The following is a 14,103-nucleotide window of genomic DNA, read 5'->3' on the forward strand; positions in this document are numbered from 1 at the left end:
AGCCAGGTCACAGGGACGTGTCGCGGCGCCCCCAGTCGACGTCGGCCAGCAGGGCGGCCAGCCGCTCGCCGCGGGCGGGGTGCACCTGGGCCACCCAGGCCACCCGGCCGGTCAGGTGCCGGCGCAGGGCGTGCACGTCGCCGTCGAACGCGGCGAGGTCGGCCGCCGAGGGACCGCGGCGGACCGCGTTCGTCAGCCGGGCCCGCAGCGCGTCGAGCTCGGCGCGGGGCAGCGACGTCCGCTCGTTGACCACGACGCCGGTGACGGTCTGCCGGGCGCCGCGCCCGCGCACCCGGGTCTTGGCCGGCTGCACCGCGAAGCCCTCGTCCACGACGATGCCGGCCACCCGGTCCCGCAGCGCCGCGGTGCCCCGGCCGCCGGAGAAGCTGAGGTCGTCGGCGTACCGGGTGTAGGCGGCGCCGGCTGCGGCGGCCAGCCCGTCCAGCCGCCGGTCCAGGCGGTGCGCGGCCAGGTTGGCCAGCTGCGGGGACGTCGGCGCGCCCTGCGGCAGGTGCGGCCGGGCCAGCGCGGCGCGGGCGTGGTCGCGGGCGGCGTCGGTGCCGCCGCCGGGCATGGTGGCCAGGTCGTCGCGGGTGGCCCGGGTGGTGCACAGCCCGGTCAGCAGCGTCGCCACCGGCTCGGGGTAGCCCGCCGTGCGCAGGGTGGCCCAGACCCGGCCCGCGGTGACCGTGGCGAAGAACGCGGCCAGGTCCATCGTGAGGACGACGTCCGCGCCGACGTGCTGCCGCGCCCCGGTCAGCGCCGAGCGGCCCGGCACGAAGCCGTGCGCCGCCGGGTGGGCCGGGATCGGCGCGAGGACGGCGTCCAGCAGCACCCGCTGCACCGCGCGCAGCCGCGGGGTGGGCACCTCCAGCAGCCGCGGCACCCGGCCGGGGCGGGCCAGCCACCGGCGCCGGTACAGCTGCAGGTGCCCGGCCGGCTCGTGCCGCTGCCGGCCCTGGGGGTCGGCGTACCAGGCCAGGTGGTCCAGGTCGGTGCCCAGCAGCTCGGCGACGTCGGCCAGGTCGTGCAGCGGGTGCACCGGCCAGGGGGTGCGGCCCATCGCCGTGGCGGCCGGCAGCCAGGCCCGCACCCGGGGCTCCGCGGGCCGCGGCGGCAGGTCCTCCTCGTCGTCGTACGCCGGCGGGACGGCGGCCAGCTGCGTGCGGACGGCCAGCAGGAAGCGGGCGAACTCCCGCGGGGCGTCCCGCGGGGGCTCCCGCCAGGCCTCGACCGCGGCGGCCGCGACCCCGGCCAACCAGTCCGGCGCGGGGTCCAGCGCGCGGCGCCCGTGCGCGACCAGCGCGTCGACGGTCCAGTGCGGGGCGCCCAGGAAGGCGGCGGAGAGGGCGCGGGCGGTGTGGGTGCCGGGTGGGGTCCGCTGGTTCACGGCGTCGGATTCACGTGGAACACCGGGGTGCGGTGGCGCGGGCCGACCTGTCCCGTCGTCCCGACGCGGAGCTGCGCGGAGCGCTGCCGAGCGCCGGAGGCGTGGTGGTGGAGGCTGCGTGCTGTCCCCGGGGCATCCCCGGAGCTGCCGGACCGACGCGCGGCACGGCATCCTCGGTCCCGCGCCACCGCATGCGGTCCACCCTCCCAGATGCCGGCGCCCGGCTCTACCGTCGTCCGCATGGCCCGATCCGTCGTCCTGCTCCGCGGCATCAACGTCGGCACGGCGAAGCAGATCGGCATGGGCCCGCTGCGCGACGTGCTCACCGCCCGCGGGTACACCGACGTCGTCACCCACCTGCGCAGCGGCAACGTCGTGCTGGGCAGCGACCGGGCCGAGGCCGAGCTGGTCGCCGACGTGCACGCCTGCATCGCGGCGGAGTTCGGGCACGACGTGGCGGTCGTCGTCCGGTCCGCCGCGGAGCTGGCCGCCGTCGTCGAGGGCGGGCCACGGGCGCTGCCCGCGGGCGCCGAGCTCGACCCGAAGCGCTACCTGGTCACCTTCCTGCCCGAGGCCCCGGCCCCGGCCCGGGTGGCCGCGGTCCCGGCAGCCGGGCCGGACGACGGCGCCTGGGCGCTGCACGGGCGCGAGCTGCACCTGTGGCTCCCCGCCGGCGTCCTCGACACCCCGGTCGGCGGCTGGCGGTGGGACCGGCTGCTCGGCGTGCCGGGCACGGGCCGCAACTGGACGACGGTCACCCGGGTGGCCGAGCTCTCCGCTGCCGACCCGGGATGAGGACCGGTAGGGTGCCGGAGGTGCCGTGACCAGCTGTCCGTGGTCGACTGTCCGGGTCCGGGCCGTCCCCGGCGCCCCGCGACGACGACGAGAGGTACCGCGTGGACCGCGACACGGCCAGCCCGGTGTGGCCGTCCGTGGCACCCCCGGACGCCGCGCCCGGCCGGATGTGGCCCCTCGAACGGGTCTCCGAGCTCCCCCGGGTCCGCGCCCAGCTGCGCCGCCACCTGGCCGCCGAGCTCGGTGACGCACTCTCCGCCGAGGACGCCGAGCTGGTCGACCGGGTCGTGCTCGCCTTCGACGAGATGGCCTCGAACGCCCTGCGGCACGGCGGCGGCGGGGTCACCGCCCGGGTCGCCCCGCACGGGCGCTCGTGGCTGGTCGAGGTCTGCGACGAGGCCGCCGTGCGGCCGCCCACGCCGGCGATCGGCCGCGACCCCAGCCTCGGCGGGCTCGGGCTCTACCTGATCGCCGAGATGTCCACCGCGCACGGGTGGCACACCCACGGCGGCAGCAAGAGCGTCTGGGCCCTCCTCCCCCGCTGAACCGGGCCGCTCAGTCCAGCCGCAGGGCGACCAGCGCGACGTCGTCCTCGGAGCCGGCCGGCCGCAGCCGGCCGACCACCTCGTCGCAGAACGCCTCCAGCGCCGCGCGCCCCGGCGCCACCGGGCCCAGCTCGGCCAGCAGGGCCGCGAGCCTGGGCAGCCCGTCGTCCAGCGGCATCTCGCGGCTCTCGACCAACCCGTCGGTGTAGAGCAGCACCGTCGAGCCCGGGGCGACCAGCAGCTCGTGCTCGGTGCGCGGCGACCGGTCGTCGACCCCCAGCATCAGGTCGGCCCGGGCGGTGGCGAGCTCCTGCACCGTGCCGTCGGCGCGCAGCACCATGATCGGCGGGTGCCCGGCGTTGGACCAGCGCACCCGGGTGCCCCCGGGGCCGCCCCCGGGCTCCAGCCGGGCGATGGCCGCGGTGCCCATGGTGTCGACCTGCAGGCCGGTCATCGCGCGGTCGAGGTCGGCCAGGACGGCGGCCGGACCCCACCCGGCCCGGTGCGCGATGCCGCGCAGCAGCCCGCGCAGCTGGCCCATCGCCGCCGCGGCCTCGGTGTCGTGCCCGACGACGTCGCCGATCACCACCATCGTGCCGCCGTCGGGCTGGCGGAACGCGTCGTACCAGTCGCCGCCCACCTGGGCCGCCTCGGCCGCGGGCAGGTAGCGGACGGCGACCAGGGCCCCGGGGGTGGCCGGCGGCGCGGTGAGCAGGCTCAGCTGCAGCTCCTCGGCGATCCGCCGCTGCTGCTCGTACAGCCGGACGCTGTCGAGGGCGAGGGCGGCCCGGTCGGCCACCTCGCGGCCGGCGGCCAGGTCGTCGGCGTCCATCGGCGGTCGGCCGGGGCCGCGGTGCACCCACAGCACCCCCACCTCGCGGTCACGCGCGACGAGCGGGAAGGCCACCGCGCCCTCGGGCGCCTCGCCCGGGGTGGTGGTCGCGGTGTCGCCGAGCACCGGCACGACGGCCCGGGCCAGCTGGGCCAGCGCCGACCCGGGGGTGAGGTCGCCGGCCAGCATGGCCCCGAAGCCGGCCGTGACCTCGGCGATCATCGCCAGCCGGGCGGCGCTGCGGACCAGCTGCTCCTGCGCGCGGCGGCGCTGGGTCACGTCGAGGAAGTACACGCTCAGGCCGTCGGGCCCCGGCCAGGCGCGCACCTCGAACCAGGCGTCGAGCGGCGGCGGGTAGTAGGCGTCGAACACCACCGGCTGACCGGTCTCGACGGCGGACCGGTAGTGCATCTCGAAGTCGCTGCCCAGCGCGTGCGGGAACAGCTCCCACATCACCCCGCCGAGCAGCTCGTCGCGGCCGCGGCCCAGCACCCGCTCGGCCTCGGCGTTGACGTAGCTGAACCGCCAGTCGGCGTCGAGGGAGAAGAAGGCCGCCGACATCGACTCCAGCACCCGCGACACCCGTGCCTCGGCGTCGCGCTGCCCGGTGGTGTCGTAGGCGACCCCGAGGATGCGGGCGGTGCGGCCGGTCTCGTCGGCGATCGCCCGGCCGCGGCCGACCACCCACCGCGTGGTGCCGTCGGGCCGCTGCACCCGGTACTCGACGTCGAGAGCACCGACCGTGTCGATGGTCTGCTGGATCGCGTCGCCCACCCGCCCGACGTCGTCGGGGTGCAGGCGGTCGGTGAAGTCGGCCAGCGTCTCGCCGAAGGAGCCCCGCTCGTAGCCGAACATCTCGACCAGCCGGTCGTCCCAGACCAGCCGCCCCGAGGCGAGGTCGAGGTCGAAGCTGCCGATGCCGGCGGCCTCGGCGGCCAGCTCCTGGACCAGGGCCGTCATCGGCAGATCACGACCCTCCATGCCCCGATCATGCCTGTGCCCACCGACAGCCGCCGCAGGCCGGGCAGGATGTCGGCGTGACCGGTGTCGACGAGGTGCTGGCCCGCGCCCGCGAGGGCGTCGTCCGGTTGGACCCCGCGGGCACGGCGGCGGCGCAGGTCCGCGGGGCCCTCGTCGTCGACACCCGGACCGAGACCCAGCGCGCCGAGCAGGGCGAGGTCCCCGGCGCCCTGGTCATCGACCGGACCGTGCTCGAGTGGCGGCTGGACCCCACCGGCAGCCACCGCATCCCCGAGGCAACCGGCTGGGACCTCGAGGTCGTCGTGGTCTGCCACGAGGGCTACAGCTCCAGCCTGGCCGCGGCGAGCCTGCGCGCGGTCGGCCTGCACCGGGCCACCGACCTGGCCGGTGGCTTCGCCGCGTGGCGGGACGCCGGGTTCCCGGTCGGGCGCGGCCCGGCCGACGTCCGGCGCTGACGTCCCCGCTGAGGTCCCCCGGCTAGCGTCCGCGCATGGCCACCATCCACCTCGCCACGCTCACCCCCGGCAAGCTCGAGCTGCTGCAGGCCTGGGTCCCCGCGCAGCCCTGGGCGGCCGGGCTGGACACCTCGGCCCTGGAGCAGGTGGGCGCCTACCGGTTCGACGACCCGGCCGGCGAGGTCGGCACCGAGACCTTCCTGCTGCGCGCCGGCGACACGGTGCTGCACGTGCCGGTCACCTACCGCGCGGAGCCCCTGGACGGCGCCGGGCTCGTGGGCGTCACCGAGCACTCCGTGCTGGGCACCCGGTACGTGCACGACGGCCCCACCGACCCGGTCTACGCCGCCGCCCTGGCCGCGGCGTTGCTCATGGGCAGCCCGCAGGCCGAGCTGGAGTACCAGACCCCCGGCGGCCCCGAGGTGCGCGAGCCCACCGCCCGCGTGCACACCGACGGCGCGCTCGGCACCGTCGTCCCGGCGGTCGGTCCGGTCACCACGACCACCGAGGGGACGACCACGCTGCTGCGCGCCGACGGCCAGGAGCTCGTGCTGCTCCGCGTGCTGGGCGGCGCGGAGGAGGGCGCCGTCGCCGGCCCGGTGCTGCGCGGCACCTGGTCCGGCCAGGACGAGCCCGTCCTCCTCGCCCTCGCCCGCTGACTGAGCCCGGCCCCGGACCCCGCCCCGCCCGATGTGACAAGACGTCGTGTCCCCGGCCGCGGACCCCGCGACGAGTCACATCGAGCGGGACCCCAACCGGTCAGCGGATCCAGTAGCGCCGCTTCGCCGGTCCGCCGTCGGGGTTCTCGACGACGGTGTCCAGCACGCCGCCCCACCGCTCGATCGTCCGGGCCGACGCCGCGTTGCCCTCGTCGCAGTCGACGAGGACGGCGATGACGCCCTCGGACCGGGCCACGACGAGGCCCTGCCGCAGCATCTCCGCCGCGTACCCGCGCCCACGACGATCGGGCAGCACCCCGTAGCCGATGTGGCCGCCCACCCGGAGCAGTCGCTCGTCCAGCTCGTGCCGGACCGACGTCCGCCCGACCAGGTCCGTCCCGACCCAGGCCAGCAGGAACGTGGCGGCCACCTGACCGGGCGGCAGCTCGGTCCCCCGCCGCAGGTCGTGCAGCCGGTCCAGGTAGGTCGACCACGACTCCTCGGGCCGGGACGACGGCTCATCGACCGACGGCGTAGCCCTGCATGCCGCGGGGGTTGGCCGCCGCGTGCAGCAGGCCCGTGGTGGGGTCCGCGCTGACCGCCGACAGCCGGCCCAGCGACCACGGGTCGGCCACGACGACGGTGTGCCCGCGGCGGCGCAGGTCGGCGATGACGTCGTCCCCCACCCGGGACTCCACGACCACCTCGCCGACGTTCGTCTCGCGCGGGTAGAACGACGACGGGAAGGCCGTGGTGTGCCAGGCCGGGGCGTCGATCGCGGCCTGCAGGTCCAGCCCGCGGACGGTGTGCGCCAGCCAGAAGCACAGCTGCCACTGCTCCTGCTGGTCGCCGCCCGGGGTGCCGAAGGCCAGCCAGCGCCCGGTCTGCCGGTCCTGGGCCAGGGTCGGCGTCAGGGTGGTGCGGGGCCGCTTACGCGGGGCCAGGGAGTTGGGCAGACCGCGGTCCAGCCAGAACATCTGGGCCCGGGTGCCGAGCGGGAAGCCCAGCTCGGGGATGACCGGCGAGCTCTGCAGCCAGCCGCCCGAGGGGGTGGCCGAGACGATGTTGCCCCAGCGGTCGACGACGTCGACGTGGCAGGTGTCGCCGCGGGTGGTGCCGTCGCGCTCGGTGATCTGCTCGCCGGTGCGCTGGACGGTGGGCTCACCGCTCTGCCCGACTGTCGGCTCGCCGACCCCGGCGCCGGTGCTGAAGCTCCCGGACGGGTCCGTCACGTGCCGGGGGAGCCGGGGCGGGCGCCCGTCCGGTGACCCGGGCCGCAAGGTCAGGCTTGCGGTGTCACCGACGAGCGCCCGCCTCGCGGCGGTGTACTGCGGGTCGAGCAACTGCGTGATCGGGACGTCGGGCATGTCCCCGTACCAGGCCTCGCGGTCGCCCATGGCCAGCTTGACCGCCTCGACGGTGGCGTGGACGACCTCGGCCGATGGCGCCTGCTGCCCTGCTCCCTCGCCCGGTGCCAACCCCGGGACCCCGTCCAGCATCGCCAGCGTCTGCAGCATCGCCGGTCCCTGGGACCACGGCCCGGCCTTCGAGACGTCCCACCCTCGCCAGTCGGTCGTGACCGGGGGCTCGTACGTCGGCTGCCAGCTGGCCAGGTCGTGCCCGGTGAGGAAACCCGCGTGGTCACGACCGGAGTCGTCACGCACGGGGCGCCGGGAGAACACGTCGATCGCATCGGCGACGAATCCGGAGTACCAGGCCGCGAGCGCCGCATCGATGCCTGCCTCACGGGAGGGTCCGCGCGCTGCGTCGAGCAGCCGGCGGTACGTGGAGGCGAGAGCTGGGTTGCGGAACAGGCGGCCTGCTGCCGGAGGAGCTCCGTCGGCGGCGAGCCAGGTGGCGGCCGAGGTCGGCCAGTGGGTGGAGAAGTGCTCGGAGACCGAGGCGACGGTCGCTGCCACCCGTGGGGAGAGCGGGTGGCCGGACTCGGCGTACTCGACCGCGAAGCGGAGGACGGCGTCCAGCGGCAGGCTGCCGTGGTCGCGGAGGAGGGTCAGCCAGGCACCGACAGCACCGGGGACGGTGGCCGCGAGCAGGCCCGTACCGGGGACCAGCTCGAGACCGAGTGCCTCGAATCCTTCGATGGTGGCTGCGGCCGGGGAGACCCCCTGGCCCGACAGGACGGCGGCCCGGCCCGCGAGCCCACCGGACCCGCCGCGGGCGAAGACGACCGGGACCTCGCCACCGGGCCCGTTGAGGTGCGGCTCGACGACGTGGAGCACGAAACCAGCGGCGACGGCGGCGTCGAACGCGTTCCCGCCGGCCTCGAGGGTCGCCATCCCGGCCGAGCTGGCGAGCCAGTGCGTCGAGGCGACCATGCCGAAGGTGCCGGTGAGCTCGGGGCGGGTCGTGAACACCTGGCCAACCTACGGACCCCGCTGCTGGGGCGCAGCGTGCCCGAGGGACCGGCCGACCAGGCCACGCCCCGCACCACCGCACGACGCCGCGTCCGGACCACAGGACGGGACGCCGGGACCGGCGCGGGGGAGGCAGCGCGACGGGGCAGCAGCACGGACGGCGTCGTCCGGGCGGCACCGGCGGGACGGACCGGGGCCGGCTTGGGCAGCTCCACCATCGGGGCCGGGTCGTCGTCGTCCGGGGCGCGGTGCCGGCCGAGGGGGACGAGCGGCGCGACGGGGACGGGCCGGCCCCAGGCGAGGTTCTCGCCGTCCGGTCCGGCGCCCCAGGAACCCAGGGTGCGGTAGCCGCTGCGGATGGCGTGGCGGATCCAGGCCACCAGCCGGACGAGCGTCAGCACGGGGGCCGGCGCCCGGCGGGGGCGCGGTGCGTGCCGGGGGACGAGTCTGGCCACCGGGAACGCCTGGTGGGTGGCCACGGCGAGCCGGGCCAGCTCGACCCGCTGCGCCGACGTGAGCCGGGACAGCGGGATCACCGGGGCGCGGACGTCGTCGTCGGCGGCCCGCAGCCTGGCGGCGCTGCTGGGTCGGATGACCGGGTACTGCAGCGTGTCGGGCACGGGGCTCTCCTCTCCTTCTGGTCGTGAGCCGCAGCCGGGGAAGCAGCTGCGGTCAGGGAGAAGAGTGGCTCGTGGGACGTGCGGGATCGGCGTTGCGCGACACGACCTGGAGGGCGCGTGACCGAACCGTTGTCAACGGCGCGTCGCGGGTCGGCGACCGGCCTCCCCGGCGAACCACAAGTCGACCCGTAACGGCATTTCCGCAGGTCGAGATACGGAACGACGTCGGTGACCTCGCGGCGCGACGTGTGGGGCTGGCGTGTCGCGCGGGACGGACGGGGTCGCTGGGGGTGTCAGGGACGCCGGACGACGCCGGGGTCGGCGCCCACCGCGCGCAGTGCCTGCACCAGCAACGTGCCCAGCGGGCCCTCGGCCACCGTGTAGTAGACGAAGGTGCCCTCGCGGCGGCCCTGGACCAGCCCGGCCAGCCGCAGCTTGGACAGGTGCTGGCTCACCGCCGTGGGCGAGGTGCCGGCCAGCTCGGCGAGGCAGGCCACGTTGCTCTCGCCCTGGGCCAGCGCCCACAGCACCGAGAACCGGGTGGGGTCCGAGAGCATGCGCAGCAGGTCGGTGGCCGACCGGACCTGGGCAGGGTCGGGCATCGCGAAGTCGTCGATGCCCTGGTGCACACGACGGATGCTAGTGCGGCAGGCTCACGGCGTGGCCGAACGCATCCCGCTCGTGATCGACACCGACCCGGGCATCGACGACGCCCTCGCGATCCTGCTGGCGCTGGCCAGCCCCGAGGTGGACCTGCGGCTGATCACCGCGGTGCACGGCAACGTCGAGCTGGCGCAGACCACCGAGAACGCGCTGCGGGTGCTGCACCTGGCCGGCCGGTCCGACGTCCCGGTCGCCGCCGGCGCCGCCGGCCCGCTGGTGCACCCGCTCCCCGAGCGGGCCGGGCACGTGCACGGCGCAGCCGGCCTGGGCGGGGTGGAGCTGCCGGCCTCCCCCGCCGGGCTCGACCCGAGGCCCGCCGTGGTCGCCCTGGCCGAGCTGCTCATGGAGCAGGACCCCGGCACGGTGACCGTCGCGCCGATCGGGCCGCTGACCAACATCGCCCTGCTGCTGCACGTGTTCCCCGAGGCCGCGGCCCGGATCGGGCGCGTGGTGTGGATGGGCGGCTCGGCCACCCGCGGCGGCAACGTCACCGCGGCGGCGGAGTTCAACGCCTGGGCCGACCCCGAGGCGGCCGCGGCGGTGCTCGGGTCCGGGCTGCCGGTGACCATGGTCGGGCTGGACGTCACGCTGCCCACCGTGCTCACCGAGGCCGGCATCGCCCGGTTCCGCGAGGGCGGCGGCGAGGTGGGCCGCACGGCGGCCGAGGTGCTCCGGCAGTACGTCGACGCCGCGCGTGACCGCTACGGCATCGACGGCGTGGTCGTGCACGACGCGCTGGCCCTGACCGAGGCGATCGTCCCGGGCACGCTGGGGGTGGTGCGCCGCGAGGTCGTGGTCGGCACCACGCTGGGCGCGGCCCGCGGCCAGACCCTCGTCGACCGGCGGGCGGTGGCCGCCGGCGGCGTCGACGTCGCCGAGACCGTCGACAGCGCGGCGGCGGTGGAGTTCCTGGTCAGCCGGCTGGAGTCCTACGGCTCCTGATCGCGGCGCCGCTCGTCCAGGAAGGACCGCACCACCCCGGCCATCGCGTCGGCGTGCGTGAACAGGAACAGGTGACCGCCGCCCCGGACGACGTGCAGCCGGCCGTGCGGCAGCCGCGCGGCCATCAGCCGGGCGTTGGCCAGCGGGATGATCGGGTCGTCGTCCCCGGCCAGCACCAGCACCGGCATCTCCAGCCGGTGCAGCCAGGGCAGGCTGGACCACCGGCGCAGCGCGGCGATCTGGCACAGGTAGCCGTAGGGCGTGGGCGGGTTCGCCGAGCGCTGCGCGGCGTGCTCGCCGAGCAGGTCGGGGTGGTGCTCGATGCCGCCGCCGTAGAGGGTCGGCGCGACCCGGGTCAGGTAGCCCGGCGAGTAGTACCGCATCGGCGAGGCCAGGATGCTGATCGCCGCCGGTCGGCCGGGCAGCGACACCCAGCCCGGGGTGGTGCCGGCCAGCACGACCCGCCGGACGACGTCCGGGTGCCGCCGGGCCAGCTCCTGCACCAGCGCCCCGCCCCACGACAGCCCGAGGACGTCGACCCGGTCGTGCCCGACCGCGTGCACCAGCTCGGCCACCATCCCGGCCAGCCTGCGCAGCGTGGGCGGGTAGGCCGGGGTGGAGCTCTCGCCCACCCCCGGGGCGTCGAAGGTGATGGTCTCCCGGTCGCGCACGTGGTCGCGGAAGGTGTCGAACAGGTCGCCGGTGGCCCCGATGCCGTTGACCAGCAGCAGCGGCCGGCCGAGACCGGCGCCCTCGACGCGGACCCGCAGGCGGAAGCCCGCGACGTCCAGGAGCCGGCCGTCGATGGTGCGGGCCACGCTCAGACCGTCGCCCGGACGTAGCTGCCCGGGGCGTCCTCGACCGGCGGGTGGGCCGTGCTGCCGAGGGTCTTGCGGGCCCTCCGCTTCGCCCCGGCGCGGGGCTCGAGCCAGCCCACCCAGTGGTCCCACCACGAGCCCTCGTGCAGCTGCGCCCGCTCGAACCACTCGTCGGCGGTGGGCTTGCCGGCGCTGTCGTCGGTGCCCGCGGCCGGGTCGTCGCCGTCCGTCGTCCGGTAGGAGCCCTTCGGGTTGCCCGAGGGGTTGATCAGCGCCTGGATGTGGCCCTGGCTGCTGAGCACGAACTCGACCTCGCCGCCCATCAGGTCCACCACCGGGTAGCAGGCCCGCCACGGGCAGATGTGGTCGGTGACCGCACCGACCACGTAGCTGTCCTGGGTGACCCGGCCGAGGTCGACCGCCGTGCCCAGGACCCGGAACTCGCCGGGCCGGGTGAGGGAGTTGTCCGTGGCCATCGACATGAAGTCCGCGTGCAGGGCGGCGGGCAGGTCGACGGCGTCGGCGTTCCAGGCCAGGACGTCGAAGGCCGGCGGGTTCTTGCCCATCAGGTAGTTGTTGACCCAGTAGTTCCAGACCAGGTCGTTGGGCCGCAGCCAGGCGAACACCCGGGCCAGCTCGCGCCCCGAGAGCACACCCTCCTTGCGACTGCGCCGGCGGGCCGCGGCCACGACCGGCTTGGAGATGAAGGTGCCCACCTGCGAGGGCACCTCGAAGTCGATCAGGGTGACCAGGAACGTCACGCTGTGGAACCGGCGGTCGTCGGCGGTGGCCAGGTGGCCGAGCAGGCCTGCGGCGGTGATGCCCCCGGCGCACACGCCGAGCAGGTTCATGTCGTCGGCGCCGGTGATCTCCCGGACGACGTCCGACGCCTCGAGCGCCGTGCGGGCGTAGGAGTCGTAGTCCCAGCTCGCCGCGGTGTCGGTGGCGGTGTCGCTGCCGGGGTTGGCCCAGCTGAGCATGAAGACCTGGTGGCCGTGGGAGACCAGGTGCTCGACCATGCTGCGGCCCGGCGCGAGGTCGAGCACGTAGTACTTGTTGATCTGCGGGGGCATCACCAGCATCGGCCGCTCGTGCACCGTGCCGGTGGTCGGCGTGTACTGGATCAGCTCGGCGATCTCGTTCTTCCAGACCACCGCGCCCGGGGTGGCCGCGATGGTCTCGCCGAGCACGAAGGGCCGGGAGTCGACCATCGAGGGCATGGCGCCGTTCTTCTTCACGTCGTGCAGGGCGTGCCGGGCGCCGTCGACCAGGCTGCGGCCCCGGGTCTCGCGGGCCCGCCGCAGCGCGGCCGGGTTGCCCAGCAGCGTGTTGGTCGGCGCGACGGTCTCGGTGACCAGCTTGAGCACGAACTGGGCGCGCAGCTTGCTCTTCTCGTCCAGGTCGAGGTCCTCGACGACGCCGTGCACCGCCCGGTTCCAGGCCAGGTAGGACTGGCCCAGCCGCCTGTAGACCGGGTTCTCCTGCCAGGCGGGGTCCTTCCAGCGGGCGTCCTTGCGGTCGGGCTCGATGCTCGAGGTGCCGACGGCGATGCGGGCCAGCTGGGCGGTGAGGTCCACGCCCCGCCTGGTCAGCGCGGTGGGCTGGCGCAGCACACCCCCGGCCAGGCGGCGGGCGGCAGCCAGGCCCTGCGTAGGGCTCAGCGCCACCGGGAGGACGCCGGTGAGGGCCTCGATCGCGGCCTCGACGAGCTCGAGGTCGGACTGCTGCTCGCCCGGCTCGGCGACCGTGGTCCCCTCGGGCTCGGTGCGGTTCTCGGTCTGGGTCATGCGGAGTCTCCCGACCTCGTGTGTGCTGCCGCTCACATCCTGCCCCGCGGTCACCCTCCCCGCTCGACCGGCGGGCAAAGCACCAGCACGACCACCACCGCGACCACGATCGCCGCGGTCAGCGTCACGGGCACCGGGATGACCGGGTCGGCCAGCACCAGCAGCGCGCCGAGCGGGACCACGGTGTTCACCACCCGGTCGCCGACCGCCCGCAGCGCGATCCACCAGATGGCCAGCACGAACACCGCGACCGGCACGGTGACGGTGAACGAGGCGGCGACGTCGGACAGCTCGCCGTGGCCGAGCCGGGTGTCGACCTCCACCTCGATGCCGGCGGAGAACGCCCCCGCGGCCGCGAACACGACGTAGTGCACGTAGCCGTAGGTCAGCGACTGCCGGAGCGACCTGATCGCCTCGTGGTGCGGCGGCCAGAAGTAGATCCACCAGAGCCCGGCGGTGACCACCAGCGTCAGCACCGCGATCGAGATCAGCGGGCGCAGCGCCGCGTCGTCGTGCAGTGCCTCGATGATCGCGTTCGCGCTGGCCAGCAGGCTCTCGCCGAGCAGGATCAGGGTGAACAGGCCGTACCGCTCGGTGATGTGGTGCGGGTGCCAGGGCGTCGTCCCGTGCCGTTCGGCGACCAGGGGGACGGCGACCTCGGCGGCGATCAGCACGACCAGCCCTACCGTGGCCACCGGGCCGGACAGGGCCAGCAGGCCCAGCCACAGCACCTGCAGGACGCCGATGCCGCCGGCGTAGGTGAGGCAGGTGCGGCGGTGCGCGGGGTCGGCCCGCGCCGCCCGCAGCCACTGGGCGATCATCGCGACCCGCATGACCACGTAGCCGAGCACCACGACCGTGATCCGCTCGCCGGCGAAGACCGCGTCGATCCCGGCGGCCAGCACCAGGACGCCGGCCATCTGCAGGATGGTCAGCACGCGGTAGAGCCAGTCGTCGGTGGCGAACGAGGTGGCGAACCAGGTGAAGTTCATCCACGCCCACCAGATCGCGAAGAACACCACCGCGTAGTGGCCCAGCCCGGCGGCGACGTGGCCCTCGGCCAGCTGCCCGGCCAGCGCGACGGCGGCGATGCTGACCGCGACCACGAACACCAGGTCGAAGAACAGCTCCAGCGTGCTGGCCGTGCGCCCGGGCTCGTGCGGGTCCCGCGGTCGCATCGGGTGCAGACGGGCGGCGGTCACGATCCGGGGACCCTAGCCGTCAGGACGGCCCAGCCGCAC

General features: G+C 75.7%; 12 protein-coding genes and 1 pseudogene. 5 read left to right on the forward strand and 8 right to left on the reverse strand.

What is annotated here, in order from left to right; all coding sequences use genetic code 11:
* Window positions 1-7 precede the first annotated feature (7 nt).
* On the reverse strand, window positions 8-1,390 hold the full coding sequence (locus BLS67_RS17050) for a reverse transcriptase family protein (RefSeq protein ID WP_109504761.1): 1,383 nt from the start codon (window positions 1,388-1,390) through the stop codon (window positions 8-10).
* Window positions 1,391-1,630: 240 nt separating this feature from the next.
* Between BLS67_RS17050 and BLS67_RS17055 the strand changes: the two genes are divergently transcribed.
* Both BLS67_RS17055 and BLS67_RS17060 read left to right on the forward strand, forming a co-directional pair.
* Window positions 1,631-2,185: a DUF1697 domain-containing protein gene (locus BLS67_RS17055; RefSeq protein ID WP_165617637.1), complete on the forward strand. Its 555-nt coding sequence runs from the start codon at window positions 1,631-1,633 to the stop codon at window positions 2,183-2,185.
* A 101-nt stretch (window positions 2,186-2,286) separates the two neighbouring features.
* Window positions 2,287-2,730: an ATP-binding protein gene (locus tag BLS67_RS17060; RefSeq protein ID WP_091247416.1), complete on the forward strand. Its 444-nt coding sequence runs from the start codon at window positions 2,287-2,289 to the stop codon at window positions 2,728-2,730.
* A gap of 10 nt (window positions 2,731-2,740) precedes the next feature.
* Here the strand turns inward: BLS67_RS17060 and BLS67_RS17065 are convergent, their stop codons facing one another.
* Window positions 2,741-4,522 carry a SpoIIE family protein phosphatase gene (locus BLS67_RS17065; RefSeq protein ID WP_242654148.1) on the reverse strand — a complete coding sequence of 594 codons (1,782 nt, stop codon included), beginning with the start codon at window positions 4,520-4,522 and terminating at the stop codon, window positions 2,741-2,743.
* 77 nt (window positions 4,523-4,599) lie between these two features.
* Here BLS67_RS17065 and BLS67_RS17070 point away from each other — a divergent pair, with 77 nt between their 5' ends.
* Window positions 4,600-4,998, forward strand: a complete 399-nt coding sequence (locus tag BLS67_RS17070; protein WP_091247420.1) for a rhodanese-like domain-containing protein — start codon at window positions 4,600-4,602, stop codon at window positions 4,996-4,998.
* A 35-nt stretch (window positions 4,999-5,033) separates the two neighbouring features.
* Window positions 5,034-5,657: a maltokinase N-terminal cap-like domain-containing protein gene (locus BLS67_RS17075; RefSeq protein ID WP_091247421.1), complete on the forward strand. Its 624-nt coding sequence runs from the start codon at window positions 5,034-5,036 to the stop codon at window positions 5,655-5,657.
* Between the two features lie 100 nt (window positions 5,658-5,757).
* On the opposite strand, the pseudogene BLS67_RS17080 reads toward BLS67_RS17075, so the two are convergent.
* The 3 genes and pseudogenes from BLS67_RS17080 to BLS67_RS17095 all read right to left on the reverse strand — a co-directional run.
* Window positions 5,758-6,144, reverse strand: a pseudogene (locus BLS67_RS17080) (GNAT family N-acetyltransferase); the annotation flags it as partial.
* Window positions 6,145-6,175: 31 nt separating this feature from the next.
* Complete coding sequence (locus tag BLS67_RS17085) at window positions 6,176-8,032, reverse strand: gamma-glutamyltransferase family protein (RefSeq protein WP_091247426.1); 1,857 nt, start codon at window positions 8,030-8,032, stop codon at window positions 6,176-6,178.
* Between the two features lie 913 nt (window positions 8,033-8,945).
* The gene (locus tag BLS67_RS17095) at window positions 8,946-9,281 is read right to left on the reverse strand and encodes an ArsR/SmtB family transcription factor (RefSeq protein ID WP_207500695.1); all 336 of its coding nucleotides are present in this window, start codon (window positions 9,279-9,281) and stop codon (window positions 8,946-8,948) included.
* Between the two features lie 31 nt (window positions 9,282-9,312).
* On the opposite strand from BLS67_RS17095, the gene BLS67_RS17100 reads away from it, so the two are divergent.
* On the forward strand, window positions 9,313-10,257 hold the full coding sequence (locus BLS67_RS17100) for a nucleoside hydrolase (RefSeq protein ID WP_242654149.1): 945 nt from the start codon (window positions 9,313-9,315) through the stop codon (window positions 10,255-10,257).
* Here the strand turns inward: BLS67_RS17100 and BLS67_RS17105 are convergent.
* From BLS67_RS17105 to BLS67_RS17115, 3 genes are read right to left on the reverse strand one after another with little or no spacing between them, the layout of a single operon-like run.
* Window positions 10,245-11,075, reverse strand: coding sequence for an alpha/beta fold hydrolase (locus BLS67_RS17105; RefSeq protein WP_207500697.1), 831 nt, complete (start codon window positions 11,073-11,075; stop codon window positions 10,245-10,247). The genes BLS67_RS17100 and BLS67_RS17105 overlap by 13 nt on opposite strands.
* A 2-nt stretch (window positions 11,076-11,077) precedes the next feature.
* Window positions 11,078-12,862, reverse strand: a complete 1,785-nt coding sequence (locus BLS67_RS17110; protein ID WP_091247430.1) for a PHA/PHB synthase family protein — start codon at window positions 12,860-12,862, stop codon at window positions 11,078-11,080.
* A 50-nt stretch (window positions 12,863-12,912) separates the two neighbouring features.
* Window positions 12,913-14,064: a low temperature requirement protein A gene (locus BLS67_RS17115; RefSeq protein WP_207500698.1), complete on the reverse strand. Its 1,152-nt coding sequence runs from the start codon at window positions 14,062-14,064 to the stop codon at window positions 12,913-12,915.
* Between the last annotated feature and the right edge of the window lie 39 nt (window positions 14,065-14,103).

The sequence above is a fragment of the Klenkia soli genome (genome assembly GCF_900103975.1).
Classification (GTDB): domain Bacteria; phylum Actinomycetota; class Actinomycetes; order Mycobacteriales; family Geodermatophilaceae; genus Klenkia; species Klenkia soli.

Excerpts from the sequence above, each read along its gene's own strand:
- BLS67_RS17065 (WP_242654148.1), bottom strand. The coding sequence starts at position 4,522 with ATGACGGCCCTGGTCCAGGAGCTGGCCGCCGAGGCCGCCGGCATCGGC.
- BLS67_RS17110 (WP_091247430.1), bottom strand. The coding sequence starts at position 12,862 with ATGACCCAGACCGAGAACCGCACCGAGCCCGAGGGGACCACGGTCGCC.
- BLS67_RS17055 (WP_165617637.1), top strand. The coding sequence starts at position 1,631 with ATGGCCCGATCCGTCGTCCTGCTCCGCGGCATCAACGTCGGCACGGCG.
- BLS67_RS17075 (WP_091247421.1), top strand. The coding sequence starts at position 5,034 with ATGGCCACCATCCACCTCGCCACGCTCACCCCCGGCAAGCTCGAGCTG.